The organism is Rhodoferax sp. U11-2br, from assembly GCF_018619435.1.
Classification (GTDB): domain Bacteria; phylum Pseudomonadota; class Gammaproteobacteria; order Burkholderiales; family Burkholderiaceae_C; genus Rhodoferax.
Map to the genome: position 1 here is coordinate 79,799 of NZ_JAHFZF010000008.1, position 23,079 is coordinate 102,877.

Sequence of the window (23,079 nt, forward strand, 5' to 3'; positions counted from 1 at the left end):
ACCCCCATGGGTGCGGTACTCAAAGATATGGAAGACGTGATCAGGACCGACAAGTCATCGGTGGCACGTTGAATCGCATGGCAAGGCCGTGCTAAAAGATGTCGCTATTGTAATTGAGGCCCCAGCTACAAAGCGCCGTCGAAAAGTCCGATGGCAAAGGCGCCTTAAAAACCAGCGATTGCCCCGTCACGGGGTGGACAAACGCCAGCTTGGTGGCATGCAAAGCCTGTCGTTGTAATCCCGCGGCTGCCGCACCACCGTAGGTCTGGTCCGACACCAAAGCATGCCCGATCGACGCCAGATGCACCCTGATCTGGTGCGTCCGACCGGTGTGCAAAGTGCACTTGATCAGACAGCCCTGCACACCGTTTGCCAGGCATTCAAAGTCGGTCTGTGCCACCTTGCCCGCATGCAGCGCCAGATCCACCACCGACATGCGCAAACGATTGCCAGGGTCGCGACCAATGGGGGCGTCCACATGCCGCACAGCCGCACCGCGCCAAACACCGTGTGCCAGAGCCAGGTATTGCCGTTTCACCGTACGTGCAGCAATCGCCTGGACCAGCGCGTCCATGGTCTGGCGGGTGCGCGCCACCACCATCAGGCCGCTGGTGTCCTTGTCCAACCGGTGAACGATACCGGCACGTGGCAGATGAAAAGCCTGACTGTCATAGCCCAACAAACGGTTCATCAGCGTGCCACTCCAGTTGCCAGGCGCCGGATGCACCACCAGGGCGGCCGGTTTGTCGATGACCAGTAAGTGCTCATCCTCAAAAACAATATCAAGAGGCTCACTCTCGGCCTTGAACGCCTGGCTTTGGGGTGTTGGTCGCAGTGCAATTTGGCCAATATCGCCAGCTTTAACCTTGGATGCGGCCTTCTTGACCACTTTCCCGTTCACCCAAACACTGCCCAGGTCAACCAGTTGCTGCAGGTAACTTCGTGAGAACTCAGGCACGAGGTCAGTCAATGCCAGATCCAAACGCAAGCTGTGATGCTCTGGCTTGAACGTCAATGCGCGCAGCTCCACCTCTGGCCCGGCGTCTTCGGTAGCCTCGCCGTCATAAGTCCCAAGGTCGGTCGATATAATTTGTGGAGTGTTTTTCAAGAAAGCTGTCCTACATGCCTGATGCCAAATTATCTGCTGCCCGCACCTGGGCCCTCGCGTGTGGCGTTGCGCTGCTAGGCGCTTGTTCCTCCACCCCCAAAGATCCGACAGCGGGTTGGAGTCCGAACAGGATTTATGCCGAGGCCAAGGATGAGTTAAAAGCTGGCGCCTATGACAAGGCAGGCCCCCTGTTTGACAAGCTCGAAGGCCGCGCCGCTGGTACGCCCTTGGCGCAACAGGCCCAGTTGGACAAAGCCTACGCCCAATACAAAAACGGTGAACCGGTGCTGGCGGTGGCCACACTCGACCGTTTCATGAAGTTACATCCAGCCAGTCCTGCGCTGGATTACGCGCTGTACCTCAAAGGATTGATCAATTTTAATGATGATCTGGGTTTGTTTGGGTCCATCACCCGGCAGGATCTGTCAGAGCGTGACCAGAAAGCTGCCAAGGAGTCGTTTGAATCTTTCAAGGAACTGATCACCCGTTTTCCTGACTCCAAATACGCGCCAGATGCCAGTGCGCGTATGCATTACGTGGTGAACTCGCTGGCCGAGTCTGAGGTGCACGTGGCGCGCTACTACTACCAACGTGGCGCCTACCTAGCCTCTATCAACCGAGCTCAAACCGCGATTGCGGACTACCAGGGTGCGCCAGCCTTGGAAGAAGCGCTGTTCCTGATGATGCAGTCGTATGATGCATTGAATCTGCCCGAATTGCGCGACGACGCCCGGCGCGTGCTGGAAAAGAACTACCCCCAGACTCCCTATCTGACACAAGGATTCAAGTCCAAGACGCAGCCCTGGTGGAAGCTCTGGTGAGGGAATGAGTATCAAGGCTTGTCGGGTCACAGCTTCGACCGGTATTCACAAAGGCGATCGGGATTACCAGCAAGATCAGGTGAGCTTGATCAGCCACCACCATGTCAAAGGCTGCGTGATGGCGGTGTTGGCAGACGGCATGGGTGGCCGCAGTGGTGGGCGCAAAGCCTCTGACCAGGTCATGATGACAGCACGACAGCTGTTTGAGCGCTATGCACCGTCGGTCGACGATCCGATCAGCATGCTGAGCCAGTTGGTTCTGGAAGCGCACACGGTGATCAAACTCACCGCCATATCTACCGAAGAAGAGCCCCACAGCACCATTGCGGTGTTTATCCTCAACCCGGATGGCAGTTGCCACTGGGCCCATGCCGGTGACTCGCGGATTTACCACTTTCACGGCAAACAGCTGGTGTCTCGCACCCGCGACCATTCCTACGTTCAATCACTGGTCAACAAGGGTGAACTCACCGAAGAACAGGCCAGTTTTCATCCGCAGTCCAATATTTTGATGGGCTGCCTGGGCACCGAGAAAGAGCCGCCGATTGACACCCACAGCATCAGCAAACTGCAAGCGTCAGACACCCTCATGGTCTGCAGCGATGGCTTGTGGCACTATTTCACCGAGGCTGAGCTCGGTTCCGTGCTGGCAACACTGTCGCCTCGGGAGGCCAGTGAATTTTTGATTGACAAAGCGCGTTTGCGTGCCAAAGGCAGTGGCGACAACCTGTCACTGGCCATCGTCAAGGTGGAAGCGGCCAGCAGCTAAGCTCAGGGCTGGGTCTCAGGCGGAACAGATTTTTCCAGCTGTTCCTGTTGTGCCGCGATATTGGCTTCGATGCGTTTGAGCGCCTCTACCGCCTTGCTTTGGCGCTCCATGTCGTTCAATACCAGTTCTTGGCGGCGCAACTCGTCCGTCGCCTGACGCTTCACCTTGCGGGCGTCACTCAGACAGTCGGACACCGCAAAGCGGCTGTAACAGTCACGTTCTGACGCGGCATACACCAGTTCGCTGGCCTCACGTTCCCGGGCAATACGTGCCCGCTCTGCCCCCACATCCAGCGCATTAGCTGAAGGCATCTCGGTTTGTGCCATGGCAGCCAGCTGCGCCAGGGTCAAGATCAGTCCGATCAAAATTTTGAGTGTCATGTCAGCCGTGTGTCCACGTTACGGCGCTCGAGCGCCAAAAATTCACCAGTTTGCATTTCTTTGATACGCGACACCGTGCGCGCAAATTCATTGACCAACTGCCCTTCGGTGTACAACTGATCAGCGGGCACAGCGGCCGACATGATCAGATTGACCCGCCGATCGTAAAGCACATCAACCAGCCAGGTAAAGCGTCGCGCCTCCGCCGCCATGCGCGGTGGCAACTGGGGCACGTCGCTGAGCAGAACAGTGTGAAACTGGGTGGCCAATTCCAGATAGTCATTTTGGGAGCGCGGCCCACCACACAGGGTTTTGAAATCAAACCAGACCACACCACCGGCACGCCGGCGCGCCTGGATCACACGTGATTCGATCTGTAACACCGGGTCCTGGTCCTGCTGCTCGGCCAGCCGCTCGAACGCACTGACCATGGCCGCCTCAGCTTCTGGTCCCAAAGGTGTGTGGTAGAGCTCCAGCTGTTCCATCGTGAGGCCACGGTAGTCCGTGCCGTTGTCGACATTGATCACTTGCAACTCGTGCTTGAGCATCTCGATGGCGGGCAACAGGCGATCACGGTTCAAACCATTGGGGTACAACTCGTCGGGTTTGAAGTTGGAGGTGGTCACCATGCCCACGCCATTGTCAAACAAGGCCTTGAGCAGGCGGTGCAAGATCATCGCGTCGGTGATGTCCGACACATGGAATTCATCAAAACAGATCAGGCGGTACTTTTCGGCAATCTGTTTGGCCAGTTGGTCCAGCGGGTTGACCGTGCCCTGCAAGGCGGCGAGTTCACGGTGCACTTCGCGCATGAACTCATGAAAATGCAGCCGGGTTTTGCGCTTGAGCGGCACCGCGGTGTAAAAGCAGTCCATCAGAAAACTTTTTCCGCGCCCGACGCCACCGTACATGTACACACCACGCGGAATTGGCGGGTGGTTGATCAGCTTCTTGAATGCGTTGGAGCGCTTCTCCTTGAAATGGCTCCACTCGCGCGCGCAGGTTTCCAGTGCCTGCACCGCACGCAGCTGCGCCGGGTCACTCGTGAAACCACGCGCAGCCAGTTCATTCAGGTAGATTTTCTTAACGGTCACAAGCCAACCACAAACTATAAAAAATAGAGCTACTAGCCCTTATTTTATAAGGGCTAGAGGCCAATTTTTTATCAATCAGAAGTTCAGGGTGCGTTTATCCACCGCCAGCGCTGCTTCCTTGGTCGACTCACTCAAAGACGGATGAGCATGGCAAATGCGGGCAATGTCTTCGCTGCTGGCACGGAATTCCATGGCCATCACACACTCGGCGATCAGCTCGCTGGCCATCGGGCCAACGATGTGCACGCCCAGGATCTCGTCGGTCTTGGCATCTGCCAGCATCTTGACCATGCCGGTGGTGTCCCCCAACGCCCGCGCACGGCCATTGGCCAAGAACGGGAAGGTGCCCGCCTTGTAAGCCACACCATCGGCCTTGAGCTGCTGCTCGGTACGCCCGACCCAGGCAATTTCGGGACTGGTGTAGATCACCCACGGAATGGTCTGGAAGTTGACATGCCCATGCTGACCAGCAATGCGCTCGGCCACGGCCACGCCCTCTTCTTCCGCTTTGTGCGCCAACATCGGGCCCCGCACCACATCACCCACCGCCCAGACGCCGGGCAGGTTGGTCTTGCAGTCGGCATCCACCACAATCGCACCGCGCTCGTCGAGCTTCAGGCCCACGGCCTCGACGTTCAGTCCGGTGGTGTTGGGCGAGCGACCGATCGAGACGATGAGTTTGTCCACCTCCAGCGTCTTGGCTTCACCCTTGGCGCTGGTGTAGGTCACCGTTACACCCTTTTTGCTGGTCTTGATCTCACCGACATTGACGCCAAGCTCGATCTTCAGACCCTGCTTGTCAAAGGCTTTTTTGGCTTCTTTGGCAATCTGCTCGTCCACCACCCCCAGCAGGGTTGGCAAACCTTCCAGAATCGTGACATCGGTGCCCAGGCGGCGCCAGACTGAGCCCATCTCCAGGCCAATCACACCGGCACCAATCAGCCCGAGCTTCTTTGGCGCGGCATTGATGCGCAAGGCCCCGTCGTTGGACAGGATCAGTTCTTCGTCAAACGGTGTGCCCGGCAGTGCACGGGCGTTCGAGCCAGTGGCCACAATGATGTGGCGACCCACAATGGTTTCTTCGGTGGCACCTGCCACCTTGATCTCATACCCGTCGGCGCTGGCTTTGACAAAGGAGCCGCGGCCATGGAAGAAGCTGACCTTGTTCTTCTTGAACAGGTATTGGATGCCATCGTTATTCTGTTTGACCACCGTGTCTTTGCGTGCCACCATCTTGGCGACATCGATACTCAGACCCTTGACGGTGATGCCATGGTCGGCAAAGTGATGGCTGGCCTGCTCATAGTGCTCTGAGGATTGAAGCAGTGCCTTGCTCGGGATACAACCCACATTGGTGCAGGTGCCGCCCAGCGCCGGACCACCCTGGCTGTTTTTCCACTCATCCACACAGGCCACGTTTTGGCCCAACTGGGCGGCACGGATGGCCGCAATGTAGCCACCAGGGCCGCCACCAATCACGATCACATCAAACTGTTTGCTCATAAAAATTCCTTTTTGCGTTCATGAGGCATCCATTCACAGCGTGCCCTCAGCCAGAAACACCGCGGAACCGGCTTGGCCGGGCCGCTGGTGTTGCCCCTGCAAGGGGCAGGCGTTGCGACACGCAGTGCGCGAAGCCTGGGGTGTGCTTTAAATATCAAACAACAGGCGTGCCGGATCTTCCAGCGCCTCTTTCATGGCCACCAGGCCCAACACGGCTTCGCGGCCGTCGATGATGCGGTGGTCATACGACATGGCAAAGTAGTTCATCGGGCGTACCACCACCTGGCCGTTTTCAACCATGGCGCGGTCCTTGGTAGCATGCACGCCCAGAATCGCGCTTTGGGGCGGGTTGATGATGGGGGTGGACATCATCGAGCCAAAGGTGCCGCCATTGCTGATGGAGAAAGTGCCACCGGTCATTTCTTCCATGCCCAGTTTGCCGTCCCGGGCCTTTTGGCCAAACTCGGCAATCTTCTTCTCAATCTCGGCAAAACTCATCTGATCAGCGTCACGCAGGATCGGCACCACCAGACCACGTGGTGAGCCCACGGCAATACCGATGTCAAAGTAGCCGTGGTAGACGATGTCGGTGCCATCCACCGAGGCGTTGAGCACCGGGAATTTTTTCAAGGCGTGCACTGCGGCCTTGACAAAAAAGCTCATGAAACCCAGCTTGACACCGTGTTCTTTCTCGAAGCGTTCTTGCATGCGCTTGCGCATGTCCATCACCGGGGCCATGTTGATCTCGTTGAACGTGGTCAGGATGGCGTTGGTGCTTTGTGACTGGATCAAGCGCTCGGCAACCCGGGCGCGCAGGCGGCTCATCGGTACACGTTGTTCGGGGCGACCTGCCAGCTGCGCTGCCAGATTGCTGGCCGGCGCCGCCACTTGAGGCAATAAGGGGGCTGCTGCCTTTGCTGGTGCAGGCGCAGCAGCTACAGCTTTAGGTGCAGCCACGGCCGCCAGAACATCCCCTTTGGTGACGCGGCCATCCTTGCCTGTACCCGTCACCGAACCTGCAGCCAGGTGGTTATCCGCCATCAGCTTGGCCGCAGCGGGCATCGCCACACCAGCCATCGCGGTTCCGGCTGGTGCTACCGCTGCGGGTGCTGCGACTGCTGCAGCCGACACCGCCGCCATGGCCAGGGTCACTGGCGCCACCACCGCGCCTGCCACACCTTCGGTGTCGATACGGGCAATCAGCTGATCAGCCGCCACCGTGCTGCCATCGGCTTGCAGGATTTCGACAATCACACCAGCTGATGGCGCCGGCACTTCCAGCACCACCTTGTCGGTTTCAACGTCGATCAGGATTTCGTCCACGGTGACGCTGTCACCGACTTTTTTCTTCCACTGCAACAAGGTGGCTTCGGCCACGGATTCAGACAGTTGCGGGACTTTGACTTCTACGATTGCCATGACAATTCTTTCAAAAAATACTTGAGGACTGCGCTTGTGACTGTGTCAGGCGCGTTTATTTGGACAGGACAAAGCCCTTGAGCTTGCCAAACGCACCTTCCACCAGCGCTTTTTGTTGCTCCTGGTGCAAATGGGCGTAACCAACGGCCGGCGAGGCCGAGGCTGCACGTCCTGAGTAGCCGAGCTTTTGCCCCTCAAGCATGTTTTCGTGAATGTAGTGCTGCACGTAGAACCAGGCACCCTGGTTTTGCGGCTCGTCCTGTGTCCACACCACCTCGGTGGCATTGGGATACTTCTTGAGCTCGGCGCCAAACACCTTGTGCGGGAACGGGTAGAGCTGCTCGACCCGGATGATGGCCACGTCATCGGCGCCTTTTTCCTCGCGTTTCTTGGCCAGATCGAAATAGACCTTGCCCGAACACACCACCACCCGTTTGACCTTCTCGGCCTTGAGCGCCTTCTGGTCAGGGATGATGGTCTGGAAGCTGCCCTTGGTGAATTCAGACAAGGGGGACGCGGCATCCTTGTTACGCAGCAGCGACTTGGGCGTGAAGATCACCAGCGGTTTGCGCAGGGTGCGGATCATCTGGCGGCGCAGCACGTGGAAAATCTGGCTCGCGGTGGTCGGCTGCACCAGTTGCATGTTGGTGTCGGCCGCCAGTTGCATGAAACGCTCGACCCGAGCTGAGGAATGCTCCGGCCCCTGCCCTTCGTAGCCATGCGGCAGCATCAGCGTGATGCCGTTGACACGACCCCATTTCACTTCACCCGAGGCGATGAACTGGTCAATCACCACCTGCGCGCCATTGGCAAAGTCGCCAAACTGGGCTTCCCAGATCACCAGCGTGTTGGGGTCGTTGGAGGCGTAACCGTATTCAAAGCCCAGCACCGCTTCTTCGGACAGGATGGAGTCGATGACATTGAACGGGGCTTGGTTGTCGGCCACGTTTTGCAAGGGCACATAGGTGCCGGTGTCCCATTTTTCACGGCTTTGGTCGTGAATCACCGCATGGCGGTGGGTGAAGGTACCCCGGCCGCAATCTTCACCCGACAGGCGCACCGGGTAACCACTGGCCACCAGCGAGGCAAAAGCCATGTGTTCACCCATGCCCCAATCCACCGGAATGTCGCCGCGACCCATGGCCGCACGGTCGTCGTAGACCTTTTTGACCAAGGGATGCGGGTTGACGCTGGCGGGGATCACGGTGATTTTTTCAGCCAGACGTTTCCACTCTGTCAGTGGGATGGCGGTGTCGCAGACATCGGTCCATTTTTTGTTCAGGTAGGGCGCCCAGTCCACCGCAAACTTGCTCTTGAAATTGGTCAACACCGGGTCCACCGTGTGGCGGCCAATGTCCATGGCGGCACGGTAGGCCTTGGCCATCTGGTCGCCCAGATCAGCCCCCAGACCTTGCGCGGCCAGTTTGTCCGCGTAGAGTTTGCGGGTGCCAGGATGCTGAGCGATCTTTTTGTACATCAGCGGCTGAGTCAGCGCCGGGGTGTCCTGCTCGTTGTGGCCCAATTTGCGGAAACAAATGATGTCCAGCACCACGTCCTTGCGGAACTCCATGCGGTAGTCCAGCGCCCACTGCATGGCCATCACCACCGCTTCGGGGTCATCACCGTTGACGTGCATCACCGGGGCTTCGACGCCCTTGACGATGTCGGTGCAGTACAGCGTGGAGCGGTAGTCGCGCGGATCCGAGGTGGTGAAACCAATCTGGTTGTTGATGATGATGTGCACCGTGCCGGCCGTGGTGTAACCACGGGTTTGTGCCAGCGCCAGGGTTTCCTGGTTGACACCCTGGCCCGCAAAAGCGGCATCACCGTGCACCAGCACTGGCAACACCTGGCGGCCTGTCGGGTCAGCACGGCGGTCCATACGGGCCCGCACCGATCCTTCCACCACCGGGTTGACGATTTCCAGGTGTGACGGGTTAAACGCCAGACTCAAGTGCACCGGGCCACCAATGGTGGTGACATCGGAGCTGAAACCTTGGTGGTACTTCACGTCGCCGGCGGTCAGTTCTTCCGGGGCGGTGTGGTCAAACTCGGCAAACAGGCCAGCGGGCATCTTGCCCAGGGTGTTCACCAACACGTTCAGGCGGCCGCGGTGGGCCATACCAATCACAATTTCCTGCACGCCACGCGCACCAGCCTGCTGGATCAGTTCGTCCATGGCTGCAATGAAGCTCTCGCCACCTTCGAGCGAGAAGCGCTTCTGGCCGACATACTTGGTGTGCAGGAAGCGCTCCAGGCCCTCGGCGGCGGTCAGACGGTCCAGGATGTGTTTTTTCTTGTCGGCATCAAACTGGGGTTTGCTGCGGACACTTTCCAGCTTTTGTTGCCACCAGCGCTTTTGCGCCTGGTCGGTCACATACATGTATTCGGCGCCGATGGTGCTGCAGTAGGTCTCACGCAATGCATTCAGAAGATCACGCAAGGTCATGACTTCTTTACCGAAAAACGTATTGCTGGTATTGAAGACTGTTTCGTGGTCGGCATCGGTAAAACCATAAAACGCCGGGTCAAGCTCAGGAATGTGCTCCCGCTCGGTGCGCTTCAAGGGGTCCAGATCAGCCCAGCGGGCACCCACATTGCGGTAGGCAGCGATCAACTGCTGAACAGCCACCCGCTTGCGACCCATGTCAGAGTCTGCGCCGCTGGCCACCACAACCCGGCTGACGCCTTGTTTGGCGCGTTCGGCAAATGCGTTGATGACCGGTTGGTGCGGCACGTCGCGGGCATTGCTGCCGTCTACCGCAGGCACATGCTGCAACGCGTCGAAATAATCGCGCCAGGTATCGGGAACACTGCCGGGGTTGGCGAGGTAGTTTTCGTACATCTCTTCGACGTACGGGGCATTCCCACCGAAAAGGTAGGTGTTGGCCTGGTAGGCTTGGTAAACCGAGTTGGTCTCACTCATATTCGCTGACTTTCACTCCCCTTCAGGGAGCTTTAGCTGGTTAAAGCTGGGTTAGTTAACCTTCCGCGTCACGGCTTGACCGTTTGGCGGATGCGACAGTGGCGTTGGAAGGGCCTGCAATCAGTGCGGCATTGTGCCACTGAAAAAGGGCACAACGCGAACACTATTTGATTTGGCTCAAATCAGGCGGAGACCAGATCCTTGATCTGCTGCAAGGCGGCGGGGTCGTCCATGGTGGTCAGGTCACCGGGGTCGCGGCCTTCACACACTGCCGCGATGGCCCGGCGCAGGCACTTGCCGCTGCGGGTTTTTGGCAACACGGTCACAAAACGTACCCGCGCCGGGCGCGCCACCGCACCCAGATCCCGATCGACCAGCTTGAAGACCTCGGCCTCCAGCGCCAATGCGCTGGCTTCGTCGGTGATCAGGCTGGCATTTTTGAGCACCGCAAAGGCCATGGCCACCTGGCCCTTGAGCTGGTCTGCCACCCCCACCACCGCCACCTCGGCAATGTTCGGGTGGGCAGAGATGCTCTCTTCGATCTCGCGAGTGCCCAAGCGATGCCCGGCCACGTTGATCACGTCGTCGGTGCGGCCCAGGATGAAGTAATACCCGTCGGCGTCACGAATCCCCCAGTCAAAGGTGCTGTAGACCAGACGCCCCGGCACACTCTTCCAGTAAGTATTGACAAAACGCTCGTCATCGCGCCACACGGTCTGCATACAACCCGGTGGCAATGGGCCTTCCACCGCGACCACACCCTTCTGGTTGGCGCCTTTGAGTTCCTCGCCGGTCTGGTCGTCGAGCAGCTTGACGTCGTAGCCGTACACCGCCTTGCCAGGGGACCCAAACTTGGAAACCGCTTTTTCCACACCGTTGCACAAGGAGAGGATCGGCCAGCCGGTTTCGGTCTGCCAGTAGTTGTCGATGATGGGTTTGCCCAGGCCGGTGCTGATCCACTGTGCAGTGGGTTCGTCCAGCGGTTCACCCGCGAGGAACAACGCCCGCAAAGAAGACAGGTCGTATTTGGTGAGCAGGGCCGGATCCTGCTTCTTGAGCACGCGCACCGCAGTGGGCGCGCTGAACATCACGGTGACCTTGTATTTCTCGACCAGGCTCCACCAGATGCCGCCGTCTGGACGCGTGGGCAGGCCCTCGTACATGATGGTGGCCATGCCAGCGATCAGCGGGCCATAAATGATGTAGCTGTGACCTACTACCCAGCCGATGTCGCTGGTGGAAAAGTAGGTTTCACCCGCGTTGCCCGCGTAAATGTGTTTCATGCTGGCGGCCAGTGCCACACAGTAGCCACCGGTGTCGCGTTGCACCCCCTTGGGTTTGCCGGTGGTGCCGCTGGTGTAGAGCGTGTAGCTGGGGTGGGTGGCGTCGACCCATTCACATTCCACCACGGTGTTGAGGTTCTTTTCGCGCAGAGCCCCCCATAAATGGTCACGACCAGCTACCAAGTCCATAGCAGCCATACCACGGTCCACCAGCAAAACAGCTTCCGGTTTGTACTTGGACAGACGCAGCGCCTCGTCCAGCAAGGGTTTGTAGGGCACCGGTTTGCCGCCGCGCGAACCGGCATCGGCACTGACTACCACCTTGGGTTCGGCATCTTCAATACGTGAGGCCAGCGAACCCGACGCAAAACCACCAAACACCACCGAATGGATGACACCGATGCGGGTGCAGGCCAGCATGGCAAACGCGGCCTCGGGGATCATCGGCATGTAGATCAGCACCCGGTCGCCTTTTTGCACACCCAGGTCTTTCAGAACCGCCGCCATGCGTTGCACTTCTGCATGCAACTCCCTGAAGGAATAGACTATTTCCTGGTTGGTTTCGGTCGAGACAAAAATCAATGCAGCCTGGTCGGGACGCGTTACCAGATGCCGGTCCACCGCGTTGTGGCACAGGTTGGTGATGCCACCGACAAACCATTTGGCAAACGGTGGGTTGCTGTAATCACAAATCTGCTGTGGCAGCACCTTCCAGTCCACCAACTGTGCTTGTTCGCCCCAAAAACCGTCGCGGTCGGTCAGAGAGCGCTGATGAAAGTCGGCATAGGTGCTCATGGTTTGTCTCCGGTGGTGGTATTTGTAGTGAATTCATAATTATGTTGAATGAACTTGCAGCATGCTGACTGCATACCACCCCACTACTACACCAGAGAGCAACGAGCTATTTTAGAAATCTATAGCATTCAGCCCAAGTAATACAAGGGCTACAGGCCTATTTGATCAATGCCTGAACCGCTTTGAATTGGGGGTGTTCGGCAGAGCGCAGCCACTCGAACAGCACCATCTCGGTGGTCACCAGCTCGGCACCGGCACCTGCCAGTCGGTCAAAGGCTGCATCCCGGTTGCGCTCGGTACGAGAGCTGCAGGCGTCAGTCACCACCCACACCTCGAACTCGTCTTCCAGCAGATGCAGCGCGGTTTGCAGCAAACACACATGGGCTTCACACCCGGCAATCACGATGCTGCTGCGTTCGGTTGGAGTGTTCGAGGGCTTTTGCAGGTGCTTGGGCAGGCTGCGTGCGTTGCCTGCGGGTGGTTTGACAGGTGGGCGCAACCATTCACCCAGGCCTTCTTCGACGCCGCTGAACTGCATCTTGGCCAGGGTGCGTTGGCACAGGGCCTTGATCTCCGGGGCGTTTTCGCCTAACTTGGACGGATTCTGTTCCGTGCCGAGCACCGGCACCTGCAGCAACTGGGCGGCTTGCGCCAAGCGCAGCGCATTGGCCAACACCAGCGGCGCCTCGAAAATAGCGGGCATCAGCCGTGCCTGGTAATCCACAAGCACGAGTTGGGACAGTTCAGCTTCAAGCAACATGGTAGTCTTTCAACAATCGGTGACGGCAATATTAGACCGCAGGATTCACACCCTGCGCGACTGCCGACAACTGTCAACCGCCAGAAATTTTGTCAAAGGGATGACAGGTGAAACTGGCCAAAAAATAAAAACTCTTTGATATTCATATCGTTACATCGCATTTCTATAATCAACTTTCATTGAAATTGATTTGACACAAATGCATTTTTGCCAGTAAGCTACCGCCCATGCGTTTTTTTGTCCTCGTCTCCAGCCTCCTGATCACCGGTGCCGTCCATGCGACGCCAGCTGAAGCTCCCGACGACATCAGCAAATTCCTGGCAGACAAACCTGTTCTGCAGCATATCCAGCAAGCCGGACAAACTGTATCCACCAAGGCGTCGTCACTGGTGGTCAACGCGCTGGGCTTCCTGGGTGTCCCTTACCGCCGTGGCGGAACATCTGCTGATACCGGCTTTGACTGCAGTGGATTTGTCAAAACCGTGTACGAGGAAACGGTGGGGCTGGTACTGCCACGGGTGGCGGCCCAACAAGCGGCCCAGACCGAAAAAGTCGCTCGCGCTGATCTCAAGCCGGGGGACTTGGTGTTCTTCAACACCATGCGCCGCACCTTCAGCCATGTGGGTATCTACATTGGGGACGGCAAATTTGTGCATTCACCCAAACCCGGTGAAGAAGTTCGCGTCGAAAGCATGAGCATGGCCTACTGGAAGCGTCGTTTTACCGGTGCGCGCCGTGTTTTGACCGGTGCAGACGACACGCCAGAGACACCGACAGCGGTGGCCGCAGAGCCTGCCTTGCGCTGAATAGCGCCCCCTCTTCTTTCTTGTCCATCTGGCTCCTGGCCTATCAGCTGCTTGGCATGGCTTTTTTATGTATATGAAATTAGTGGTCAGCCCTTTTTAAATAAGGGCCGACAGCTATGTATTTGATGGCAAACCCATCCGGACTGTGCCACCACACCAGCCAATAAGCCTTCAAAGAGGCACAGTGGCTGCGCCCACCTGCAGGTCATCACTGCGACGCTTTTTCATCAAGGCCTTGGCCTGGTACATCCGTTGATCGGCTTCGGCGATGCAGCCAGCCAGCGGATCGTCGGCGCTGTTGCGGATGGCATAACCCATGGCCGCACTGGGCTGGGCTGATTCGCCGGGTGCAACAAGGTAGCTGGTTTGTTGGCAGCGTGCTGACAGGGCCGCGATGCCGGCTTGGGCTCGGTTGGCGTCGGTACCGGGCAACATGATCAGGAACTCATCCCCCCCCAGGCGGAAAAAATACCCTTGTGGCCACTGCTGCTGTACCAGACTGGTGAACGACACCAGCAAGGCATCACCGGCCGCGTGGCCGTAGCTGTCGTTGATCTGTTTGAGATTGTTCACGTCGGCCACCACCAGGGCTTGTGGGTAAGCCCCTGCCACACCGTGGCTGGCCTTCTGGCTCAGGTAGTTGCGGTTGAAAAACCCGGTCAGGGCGTCGGTGTAGAGCAGGTTTTCGCGCTCGGTCAGAAACTGGGCCCGGCTTTTTTGCTCAGCCAGATTGCGCACCACCTTGATCACCAGCAACAGAATGCCAAGCAAGGCCACAACCAGCACCAGAACCAGCATCAAGAGCCTCCGGTTGGCCTCGTTATCGAGGGCAGGCACACTTTGTATGCCTGCGTATTTGGCGTCCTCAAAATCAATCAGCGGAATCACCTTGTCCATGATGGAAGCCAGCTCGGGCTGACGTCGGCTGACGCCAAAATACACAAACGAGTCCTTGGAGGTGTTGCCTCGTTTGACAACATCGGTGTAGCCCAGGCCATTGATGTAAAACTCCACCACCGTTGGGTTCTCGATCACATAGTCCACATTACCTTCGCGCACCAGCTGCAGTGAGGCCATGATGTCTGGCGTTTTCACAATCTGGGCGTTTTTGAGGTTCTTGCGCAAATACTCCTCGTGCCAGAAACCATCAATCACCGCCACCCGTTTGCCTTCCAGGCCGTACACATCCTGCACCGGGGCACTGGTTTTTAGACCCACGATGATGTCGCGCTCGGTGCTGATGGCATGGGGAAAGAAGAAGTCCTGGAGCCGGTCTTCCGTTTTGGCCATGTTGACCACGTCCACACCACCCCGTCTGGCCTGGTCCATGATCTCGGAGAAGCTGCCGCTGACCACCTTGAAACGGATGCCCACGCTGTCACCAATACGTTTGAGCATTTCCCCGGCAATACCGCGGTATTCCCCCTGGCTGTAGTGGTCAAACGGCAGGTAATCCTCTGCCACACCGACCGCGGCTGTGCCTTTTTGCTCCAGCCAGCGCAACTCTGTCTCGTTGAGCCGCAAGGTTTTGCGGTTGTAGAGACTCTCTGCATTGCGCTTCATGACCCGGATGGCCGTGTTTCTTTGGTCGATGTAGCGGTCCAGAACACGTCCCAACAGCTCACGGTCTCTGGCGACGGCCATAGTCATGTCCGAGGTGATGGAGCGGATCTGCGCCACCAGGGCCACCTTGGGATGGGTGTAGAAAAAGTCATACTCCAACCCGGCACCAGCCGTCACAAAACCGTCGATCAGACCCGCCTCCAGGGCCTGCAAACCCAACTCCTGGGAGTCGAACTCAAGGCTCTGAAGATGGATGTTCGGAAACTCCCGGTACAGCTGCTGAACCACAAAGTCATTGCGGATGAAGCCCACCTTCTTGCCATCCAGGTCACCCAGTGTCTGCACTGACGACGCCTTGAGTGCATACATGTTGTAGGGGTACTTCCACACTGGGCGGGTGAACCACATGATGCGTGAGCGCTCCGGGGTCGCGTTGACACCATACAGAATGTCAATCTGGCCCGCCACAAAGCACGTGTAGGCGTCGTCCCAAGCTTTGCTCATGACGGGCACTAGCTTGAGCCCGAGTTGTGCTTCGATGTCTTCGATCAAAGCGGGCAGCAGCCCGTTGGGTTGGCCACGAAACTCGAAATAGTCCAGTCCGGCAAAAGGATCAAACCCCACGGAAAAGGTCTTGCCACGGTTGGCATCCAGCCAGGCCTGCTCGTCAGAATTGAGTTGCACCTGCGACGGCTCTGCGGCACTCGCAACACCTGCCAACGCACAAACCCACACCAGCAGCACAACCCAACCAACATAAGCCCTGCCGCGCCTGCACATCTGATCCCAAACCACAGTCAACCTCCAGAGTCGCGACCCATCTTCGAGTTTCTTATTCGACACATGCTAACCCAATGATGCACAGGCATTTTTGCTTGACGCAGCAAAGGGTTGCGTTGGATCAAAAGCCTGCCGATCTTCGGCAAGCTGTCTCTGCTTCTTGGTGAAGCTGGCTGGCAAACCGTTAGAAACCTCCGCACAACACCCGCTTCGCTAAGCTTGTCCCGTTTGGGTGTCGACCGCAAAACCACTGGCCAGCTCGGCCAGTTCGGGCAGCAGGCCCTCAATCAGGCTGAGCTGGCGCATCACCCGCTGCGCGGTCTCACTGACGCCATGTTCCAGCGCTTGTGCTGGTGCGGTGGACACTGGCCCAGGCAAGATCACCGCACTGCGTGTGGTCAGCGCACTGGCAATCTGTTCCAGCCCGTGCTGGATACACGTCTCTCGCAGGGTGATCTCTGCAGCCTGCAATCCGGCGGCGTCCTGCTCGCGGTGGGCGCCCAGCGCCGAGACATAACCGAGCAAGGTGTGGCTGGCGCACAAAAACCGGTAGGCCGCGTCGGGTGGCAAGCTGTAGCGGTCTGGTTCGGTGAGCATGCTGGCCAGGGTGCTGGACAACTCGGCATCGGCATTGTGGGCATCACGCCGAGCAACACGGTACGGCAGGTCATCACGTGGGCCGCTGCGGTACTGCGAGAGGATTTCACTCAGGTAGGTTGCACTCAGGCTCAAACTGCGAGCCATGGCATGGTGCACCCGTTTGCCATGCCATTCCGGCAGGATAAAGGCCACGGCGGCAATTGCCAACAGGCTGCCCAGCAGGGTGTCAAGCAGGCGCGGCCAGACCAGCGCGTAACTGCTGCCAAACTGGTTAAAACACACCATCACCAGCACCGTGATGCAGGCGGTGGCCAGGCTGTAGCGCTCGGCACGAAAGTTAAAAAAAGCCACCCCCGAAGCCACCACCAGCGCCAGTTGCGCCAGAGGATGGGGAAAGGACGAAACAAACAGCGTGGCAGCAAGCAAACCAGCCACCGTACCGCCCACACGTTGCCCCAGCCGCAGCCAGGTGCTGCTGAAATTGGGTTGGCAGACAAACACCGTGGTCAACAACACCCAGTAACCTTGCGGCAGATCCAGCAGATTGAGCAGGGCGTAACCGGCAGTTAACGCCGCCGACAGGCGCAGGCCGTGGCGAAAACGCCGGGACGAGGGCCTGAACTGCTGGCGCAGACGCCGCCACATCTCCGCCAGGGTTTGCGGATCGGCATCTCGCAAAGTACTGTCAGAGATGACCTCCAGTGCATCGGGCTGGCCCGCGTGGGACAGGCGCAGCTCTATGGTGCGCAGGTTGCGGCACAGATCCGACAGCGCGTTCACCAAGGCTTTGTCCTGCGGCCCGGTGGTCTGGACATGGCTTAACGCAGCATCCAGCTCCTGCAATGCAAGGGCACCGGCATTGCCGTAGTCGAAGACATCTCCTTGCGCAATGGCTTGGCCGAGTCGCGTGCAAGCTGCGGCCTGCAAGGACATCAGGCGCTGACAACGAAACAACACATCGCTGCGGGAAAAGGCCTCACTCAAAGCTTCATACGGGTGATGCGCTGAGCTGGCCCGCTCATGCACCTCCTGGGCCAAAAAATACCATTGCAGAAAAGGGCGAGCGCCGTGTGCCGGGCGCGGAGATTGGGCCCACAACAGCAGAATCTGGCGCGCCCGGTTCATCTGGCCCACCAGCCGCCCATTCTGGGCCGCCAATGCCAAACGCAAGGCCTTCACATCGCGCCCGCGCACCGGCTCCAGCAAGGAGGCTTTGAGCGCCAGATACCGCCCCAGTGCCACAAACACCTGGGACACCACCTGACTGGCAGGCCGATTGGCAAAAATGGCGGCGGCCACCAGTGAAATGGCGCCGTACCAGCAGGTGCCTGCCAGCAGCAGCAGGGGGTCATGCAGGAACGGCACCGTGTTGTCTGCATGTTGTGCCACACCCAGCATGGTGTAGATCGCCAGAATCACAGACGCGATGGCAATCGTGGCGTAACGCTCTCCCAGAGCACCCAGCATCACATAGGTGAAGGTGGACAAAGCCAGGCCAACAGCGAACAACCATGGGTAAGGGAACAACAGCCGCACCGACACCGACGTCACACCAAAACACAGCAGGGTGACCAGCAGCGCTTTCATCCGCCCTGCCACCCGGTCGGGCGACTCAGCCAGCGCAGCGGCAATGATCCCGAGGATCAGACCGATCAACCAATCTTCATGGCCCGCGACAAAACAAAAGCCCACCACACCGGCGAACGCCAGCGCGACTTTGAGGCTGTCAAGGGTCTTGTCATGCGACCACAAGCGGCGCAGGTAGACCAAGTCATGGAACATGTTGGAGACAGTTAAAAAAAGAGTCAGGCGGTTGCCGGGTCAGCCCTGACCCAGCATGTGGCTTCAAAGCACAATCTGCGCCAGACTAGATTGTGGTCGGTGGGTACTTGACCGCGTTGAGCGCGATTTTTGAGGTCACCGCTGCATTGATGTCGATGCCCAGCACCATCACCAGACGCATCAGGTAAAGCAACACGTCCGAGACCTCCTGGCGCACATGTTCGGCTTTGTCGGTCTGCATGATCTGCTCGGCCTGTTCGTCGGTCAACCACTGAAAGATCTCGGCCAGTTCCCCCACCTCACCGGTCAGGGCGAGGATCAGGTTGCGGGGCGTGTGAAATTGGTCCCAGTCGCGCTGGTCGGCAAATTCCTGCAAAGCCGCCTCCAGGGCGGCGGTTTCAAGCAGTTTGGTCATGACAGTTCCGCGCGTGCTTCAGCTTGTTTTGACCTGGTTGAGCATCGGTTCACCGCGCTCGAACGCACTGGCGTTGCCCAGTGTGGTGCTGGCAATCGCGTGCAAGGCCTCACGCGTGAGAAAACCCTGGTGCGAGGTGATCAGCACATTCGGAAAAATCATCAGCCGCGCCAAGGTGTCATCCTGCAGCGGCCGGTCGGACAGGTCATGGAAAAACACGCCCTCCTCCATCTCGTACACATCCAGCCCCACACCGCCCACCTGACCGGTCTTGAGCGCGTCGATCAGCGCCTGTGAGTCGACCAGACCACCGCGGCTGGTGTTGATGAGGATGACACCGCGCTTGGTGCGCGCCAGTGCCGCTGCATCGATGATGTGGTGGCTTTGTTCGCTCAAAGGCAGATGCAGGGAAATCACATCGGACTCTTCCAGCAGGCGCTCCAGCGTGACGTACTCAAAACCGACCTGCTGCGCGATCTGTGCGTTCTCATAGGGGTCATAGGCCACAACCTTGCAACCAAAACCTTTGGCAATCCGCATTGCACACTGGCCGATGCGCCCGGCACCCAGCGCACCAAAGGTCTTGCCGTGCAAGTTGAAGCCTTCCAGGCCGTCGAGTGAAAAGTTCTGCTCGCGCACCCGGTTGTAGGCACGATGGGTCTTGCGCACCAGAGTCAGCAGCAAGGCAAAACAATGCTCGGCCACCGCGTCGGGTGAGTACGCGGGCACCCGCGCCACACAAATGCCCAGCCGCTCGGCGGCCACAATGTCGATGCCGTTAAAACCCGCTGCACGCAGCAGGACCAGCTTCACACCAAGCTGCTGCAGGCGATGCAGCACCGGGTCGGTCAAGCGGCAGTTGACAAAAGGGCAAACCGCATCAAAACCATGGGCCAGCTCAACGGTCTTGTCATACAGACGCTCTTCAAAAAACTCGAGCGTGTGGGCGCCATCGGCATTGGCGGCGTTCAGCGCCTGTTCGTCATACGCATGGGTGTCAAAAACGGCGATGCGCATGGTTTACGCCTGGCCCAAAAAATCACGTTTGCCCAATTCAACACCGTTGCTCCGGGCAATGGCATAGGCGGTGGTCACGTGGAAATACAGGTTGGGCAACACATAGGTCGTGAGGTAGTCCTGACCCTTGAAGTGCAGTTCACCACTGCGCATGGCCAATGTGATGGCCTTGTCCTCGCTGCCGTCGATCTGCTCAGACGTGAAGCTCTGCAGGTAGTCGATGGTTTTCTGGATGCGGACTTGCAGCTCCGGAAAACTCGCTTCGTTGTCCTCGAACCTGGGCGGCTCCTGCCCAGCCAGACGGGCTGCGCCGCCCTTGACCGTGTCCGAGGCAATCTGGACCTGCTTGACCAAGGGCAACATGTCTGGAAACAAACGTGCGCCGACAAACACCGCCGGATCGATCTTACGGGCCTCGGCGTGGGAGGCAATTTTGTCGAGGAAAGCGGCTAGGTTGGTCAGCGCGCGAACAGCGGGCGGAATGAATGCCTGGTACATGGAAATGCTCATGGTGAAATCTTTCGTGACGGGGCTATCCCGCTGGGTTGAAAAGACCTGCAGTCGATAGGCTGCTTCTGCGTTGTATTGTCGGTCATGGTTTTGACGCCAGTACAACAGGCGTCTCCCCTCGTTGGTCCAGCGCAGCCACGCGGCGCGGCCACACACCCACACTGTACAGTGCCCACACCACGAATACCGGCTGAAACAGTGGGCGGATCCAGTAGTACCAGGCGCCAAATTCGAGCCCCTGCACGGTCTGACCTTGCAGTGCCACGTTGATGTTCGCGGCCACCACACACACCAGCATCACCGCGAGCCAGATACCGGCTTGGCGTTGCAGGTTGGGCAAGCCCAAACGCTGGTAAATACGCACGGGCAGCAACAGCCCCAGGCCACCCAGGAGTTCGGCCGCACCTGTGAAGTAGACCCAGAACAAGGCGTGGTCAGCCAGCACTGCGGGCAACATAGGGGCGTAACGCGTTAAACCGTTGGAAAAGTGGTCGATTCCTGTGAACAGGAAACCCAGTGCCAAACCACAACGCATGCTGTCACGCAGCCCCAAACGCTGTCCGGTCAGACGAACAAACAGCCAGCTCAACACAGAACCCAGGGTAATCAGAAACAGAAAACTCATCAGAACCACCTTTGATTGTTAACAGCGGAAACATTGTAGAATAAGATGTTTCCGCTGTTAACTTTACCTCGACATGAGCAGCTCCTATCACCACGGCGATCTGAAAACGGCCCTGCTGGCCTACGCCATGAACCAGTTGGAAAACAACGGTCTGGGAGCACTGTCGATGCGGGACATGGCCAAAGCCATCGATGTGTCTCACACGGCGGCCTACCGCCATTTCACCGACAAACAGGCACTGCTTGAAGCCGTGGCGGTGCAGGGTTTTGAGACACTGCGCGGCGCCTGCGAGCAGGCCGTTGAAGGGGCCGAGTTGTCGCCGCGTGAGCGGCTACTGGCCTGTGGTCTGGCGTATGTGCAATTTGGTCTGGACAAACCCAAACTCCTGACCCACATGTTCACGACGGCGGCGCAGGTCGAGCCCTGCCCGGCACTGTCGGGCGCCGGGGCAAATCTGTTTGTGGTGTTGCAGAACCTGGTGGCCCAGGGCCAGAGCCAAGGCCATTTCCGCGAAGAGGATGTGCGTGAGCTGTCTTACGCCTGCTGGGCCATGGTGCATGGTCTGGCCATGTTGTTGAACATGGACCGAACCCGGAGCACACCCGCAGAACCCGCAGCGCTGATGGACCGAGCAGCCAAGTCTTTGACAGTGTTCCTGGACGGCTTGTGTTGCACAGAAACTCGCACGGGCACTGATCTACTCACCCGCAGATAACTTCTCTACGACACGTTTTCACAGCGAAACCGACAAAAACGTTCAAGGCACTTGACGCCAGCGGATGCGCATTACGGCGCAGGCTGGTAACACAGAACGCGGTTGCGCCCGGCTGCCTTAGCCTGGTACATGGCCCTGTCAGCATCTCGCAACAAGGTCGTCAGGTCATAACAACCTGACGCCACACCAATGCTGACGGTGATCTTGAGCGGCTGTGCCATGGTGGGAATGGCTATTGCCGCCAACGATTGGCCCAACTGTTGGGCTACAAATTCGGCAGCATCTAGGTCGGTATCCGCCAGCAACACGGCAAACTCCTCGCCACCGATGCGGCCACACACGTCTGAACCACGAAAGCGATTTGCCATCAAGGTGCTGAGGTGCTGCAGCACCAGATCACCCACATGGTGACCATGTTGGTCGTTGATCTGTTTGAAGTGGTCGACATCAATCAGCAGCGCGCTGACAGGGGAGGCGTTGCGCAAACCGTGGCGGATAATCTGTTCACTCAACTCCACAAACGACCTGCGGTTGTGGATACCCGTCAGCGGGTCGGTGCGAGCCATGTGCTCGGCCTCCTGGTGCGCATGATGCAGTTCGTAACGCATCTGCAGGCTGCGTTGCATGGCATCGGCCATAATTTTGGTGGCCTTGATGGAAATCGCCATGAAGAGTGTGGCCGACAGCGCCATGCCCAACGCCGTGCGGTCGTCCTGGGCATACAGCCAGATGGTGCTGGGTAGCAAAACCGCTAACATCGCCAGGATGTTGATAAGCCGGTGGGCTGAATAAGTCACCATCGCACCCGCTGCCATACCCACCAGATGGTAGAGCACCACGCCACGCTCAACACCGGAGTCCATTGGTGTGATCCAGGCCGTACCAACACCCCAGACCAAGGATGACAGCAGGAGTGTGAGGGTAAAGGGCCGCTCCCAACTCAAGATGTCCTCCCCGCGGGGTTTCACGCGGAAATACTGCAGAAAGAACAGCAAGCGGATCAATGTGCTGCCAGCCAGCGCCGACATCCACCACAGCAGCGACGTGTTATCAACCTGCCCCCACAAGGTCCAGCTCAGCACCAGGGCCACAATGGCACTGTAAAACACCGCAGGGAATGATTGCCTGAACAGCAACACCAGGGTCTCCGCACGAATCTGGGTGGCATAGGACACTGGCTCCGCTGCCGGGGGTTCGGGCAAAGACTCTGTTACACGCATGTTGAACGGATAGGTAGAAAACCCCGATGCTCGGGCGCCATAAAAAAGATGCACCCACCAGTCTGGCGGCTCAGCAGTCTAACAGCATGGGTGCCCCAACAAAGTGAGCATATCCACACTGAGTCAGACCATGAATTTTTGATGGAATACACCTATAACCCTTAATATATATGGGCTAAACACTACAA

At 58.3% G+C, this 23,079-nt stretch carries 19 protein-coding genes; 4 read left to right on the forward strand and 15 right to left on the reverse strand.

Annotated features, from left to right (window positions below; all coding sequences use genetic code 11):
- Positions 1–91: 91 nt before the first annotated feature.
- Positions 92–1,108, reverse strand: coding sequence for an RluA family pseudouridine synthase (locus tag KKO72_RS07495; RefSeq protein ID WP_371736843.1), 1,017 nt, complete (start codon positions 1,106–1,108; stop codon positions 92–94).
- 14 nt (positions 1,109–1,122) lie between these two features.
- On the opposite strand from KKO72_RS07495, the gene KKO72_RS07500 reads away from it, so the two are divergent.
- The gene (locus tag KKO72_RS07500; RefSeq protein WP_214936960.1) at positions 1,123–1,929 is read left to right on the forward strand and encodes an outer membrane protein assembly factor BamD; all 807 of its coding nucleotides are present in this window, start codon (positions 1,123–1,125) and stop codon (positions 1,927–1,929) included.
- 4 nt (positions 1,930–1,933) lie between these two features.
- Positions 1,934–2,698 (forward strand): PP2C family serine/threonine-protein phosphatase, encoded by a 765-nt coding sequence (locus KKO72_RS07505; RefSeq protein ID WP_214936962.1) that lies wholly within the window; start codon positions 1,934–1,936, stop codon positions 2,696–2,698.
- 2 nt (positions 2,699–2,700) lie between these two features.
- On the opposite strand, the gene KKO72_RS07510 is transcribed toward KKO72_RS07505, so the two are convergent.
- From KKO72_RS07510 to KKO72_RS07540, 7 genes are all read right to left on the reverse strand, one after another.
- The gene (locus KKO72_RS07510; RefSeq protein ID WP_214936964.1) at positions 2,701–3,078 is read right to left on the reverse strand and encodes a hypothetical protein; all 378 of its coding nucleotides are present in this window, start codon (positions 3,076–3,078) and stop codon (positions 2,701–2,703) included.
- Positions 3,075–4,172, reverse strand: coding sequence for a cell division protein ZapE (gene zapE / locus KKO72_RS07515; protein ID WP_214936965.1), 1,098 nt, complete (start codon positions 4,170–4,172; stop codon positions 3,075–3,077). Before zapE ends, KKO72_RS07510 begins: the two co-directional genes overlap by 4 nt.
- 75 nt (positions 4,173–4,247) lie before the next feature.
- Positions 4,248–5,675: a dihydrolipoyl dehydrogenase gene (lpdA, locus tag KKO72_RS07520; RefSeq protein WP_214936967.1), complete on the reverse strand. Its 1,428-nt coding sequence runs from the start codon at positions 5,673–5,675 to the stop codon at positions 4,248–4,250.
- Positions 5,676–5,822: 147 nt separating this feature from the next.
- Positions 5,823–7,094, reverse strand: a complete 1,272-nt coding sequence (gene odhB / locus KKO72_RS07525; protein ID WP_214936969.1) for a 2-oxoglutarate dehydrogenase complex dihydrolipoyllysine-residue succinyltransferase — start codon at positions 7,092–7,094, stop codon at positions 5,823–5,825.
- A 55-nt stretch (positions 7,095–7,149) separates the two neighbouring features.
- Positions 7,150–10,020 carry a 2-oxoglutarate dehydrogenase E1 component gene (locus KKO72_RS07530; RefSeq protein WP_214936971.1) on the reverse strand — a complete coding sequence of 957 codons (2,871 nt, stop codon included), beginning with the start codon at positions 10,018–10,020 and terminating at the stop codon, positions 7,150–7,152.
- A gap of 182 nt (positions 10,021–10,202) precedes the next feature.
- Positions 10,203–12,098: a propionate--CoA ligase gene (locus tag KKO72_RS07535; protein ID WP_214936973.1), complete on the reverse strand. Its 1,896-nt coding sequence runs from the start codon at positions 12,096–12,098 to the stop codon at positions 10,203–10,205.
- 157 nt (positions 12,099–12,255) lie between these two features.
- Positions 12,256–12,858: an isochorismatase family protein gene (locus KKO72_RS07540; RefSeq protein ID WP_214936975.1), complete on the reverse strand. Its 603-nt coding sequence runs from the start codon at positions 12,856–12,858 to the stop codon at positions 12,256–12,258.
- Positions 12,859–13,085: 227 nt separating this feature from the next.
- On the opposite strand from KKO72_RS07540, the gene KKO72_RS07545 reads away from it, so the two are divergent.
- Positions 13,086–13,664: a C40 family peptidase gene (locus KKO72_RS07545; protein ID WP_214936977.1), complete on the forward strand. Its 579-nt coding sequence runs from the start codon at positions 13,086–13,088 to the stop codon at positions 13,662–13,664.
- A gap of 171 nt (positions 13,665–13,835) precedes the next feature.
- Here KKO72_RS07545 and KKO72_RS07550 read toward each other — a convergent pair whose 3' ends face one another.
- From KKO72_RS07550 to KKO72_RS07575, 6 genes are all read right to left on the reverse strand, one after another.
- Positions 13,836–15,911, reverse strand: a complete 2,076-nt coding sequence (locus KKO72_RS07550; protein WP_214936979.1) for a diguanylate cyclase domain-containing protein — start codon at positions 15,909–15,911, stop codon at positions 13,836–13,838.
- Between the two features lie 309 nt (positions 15,912–16,220).
- Positions 16,221–18,389, reverse strand: coding sequence for a YccS family putative transporter (gene yccS / locus KKO72_RS07555; protein WP_214936981.1), 2,169 nt, complete (start codon positions 18,387–18,389; stop codon positions 16,221–16,223).
- Between the two features lie 85 nt (positions 18,390–18,474).
- Positions 18,475–18,804 (reverse strand): nucleotide pyrophosphohydrolase, encoded by a 330-nt coding sequence (locus tag KKO72_RS07560; RefSeq protein WP_214936983.1) that lies wholly within the window; start codon positions 18,802–18,804, stop codon positions 18,475–18,477.
- An 18-nt stretch (positions 18,805–18,822) separates the two neighbouring features.
- Positions 18,823–19,821 carry a 2-hydroxyacid dehydrogenase gene (locus KKO72_RS07565; protein ID WP_078365682.1) on the reverse strand — a complete coding sequence of 333 codons (999 nt, stop codon included), beginning with the start codon at positions 19,819–19,821 and terminating at the stop codon, positions 18,823–18,825.
- 3 nt (positions 19,822–19,824) lie between these two features.
- Positions 19,825–20,331 carry a DUF1993 family protein gene (locus KKO72_RS07570; protein WP_214936985.1) on the reverse strand — a complete coding sequence of 169 codons (507 nt, stop codon included), beginning with the start codon at positions 20,329–20,331 and terminating at the stop codon, positions 19,825–19,827.
- Positions 20,332–20,413: 82 nt separating this feature from the next.
- A complete protein-coding gene (locus KKO72_RS07575) occupies positions 20,414–20,956 on the reverse strand; it encodes a DoxX family protein (RefSeq protein WP_214936987.1) in 543 nt (180 codons plus the stop codon).
- 73 nt (positions 20,957–21,029) lie between these two features.
- Between KKO72_RS07575 and KKO72_RS07580 the strand changes: the two genes are divergently transcribed.
- On the forward strand, positions 21,030–21,671 hold the full coding sequence (locus KKO72_RS07580) for a TetR/AcrR family transcriptional regulator (protein ID WP_214936989.1): 642 nt from the start codon (positions 21,030–21,032) through the stop codon (positions 21,669–21,671).
- Positions 21,672–21,742: 71 nt separating this feature from the next.
- Here the strand turns inward: KKO72_RS07580 and KKO72_RS07585 are convergent, their stop codons facing one another.
- Entirely contained in the window at positions 21,743–22,891 is a 1,149-nt protein-coding gene (locus tag KKO72_RS07585) for a GGDEF domain-containing protein (RefSeq protein ID WP_214936991.1), read from the reverse strand.
- Between the last annotated feature and the right edge of the window lie 188 nt (positions 22,892–23,079).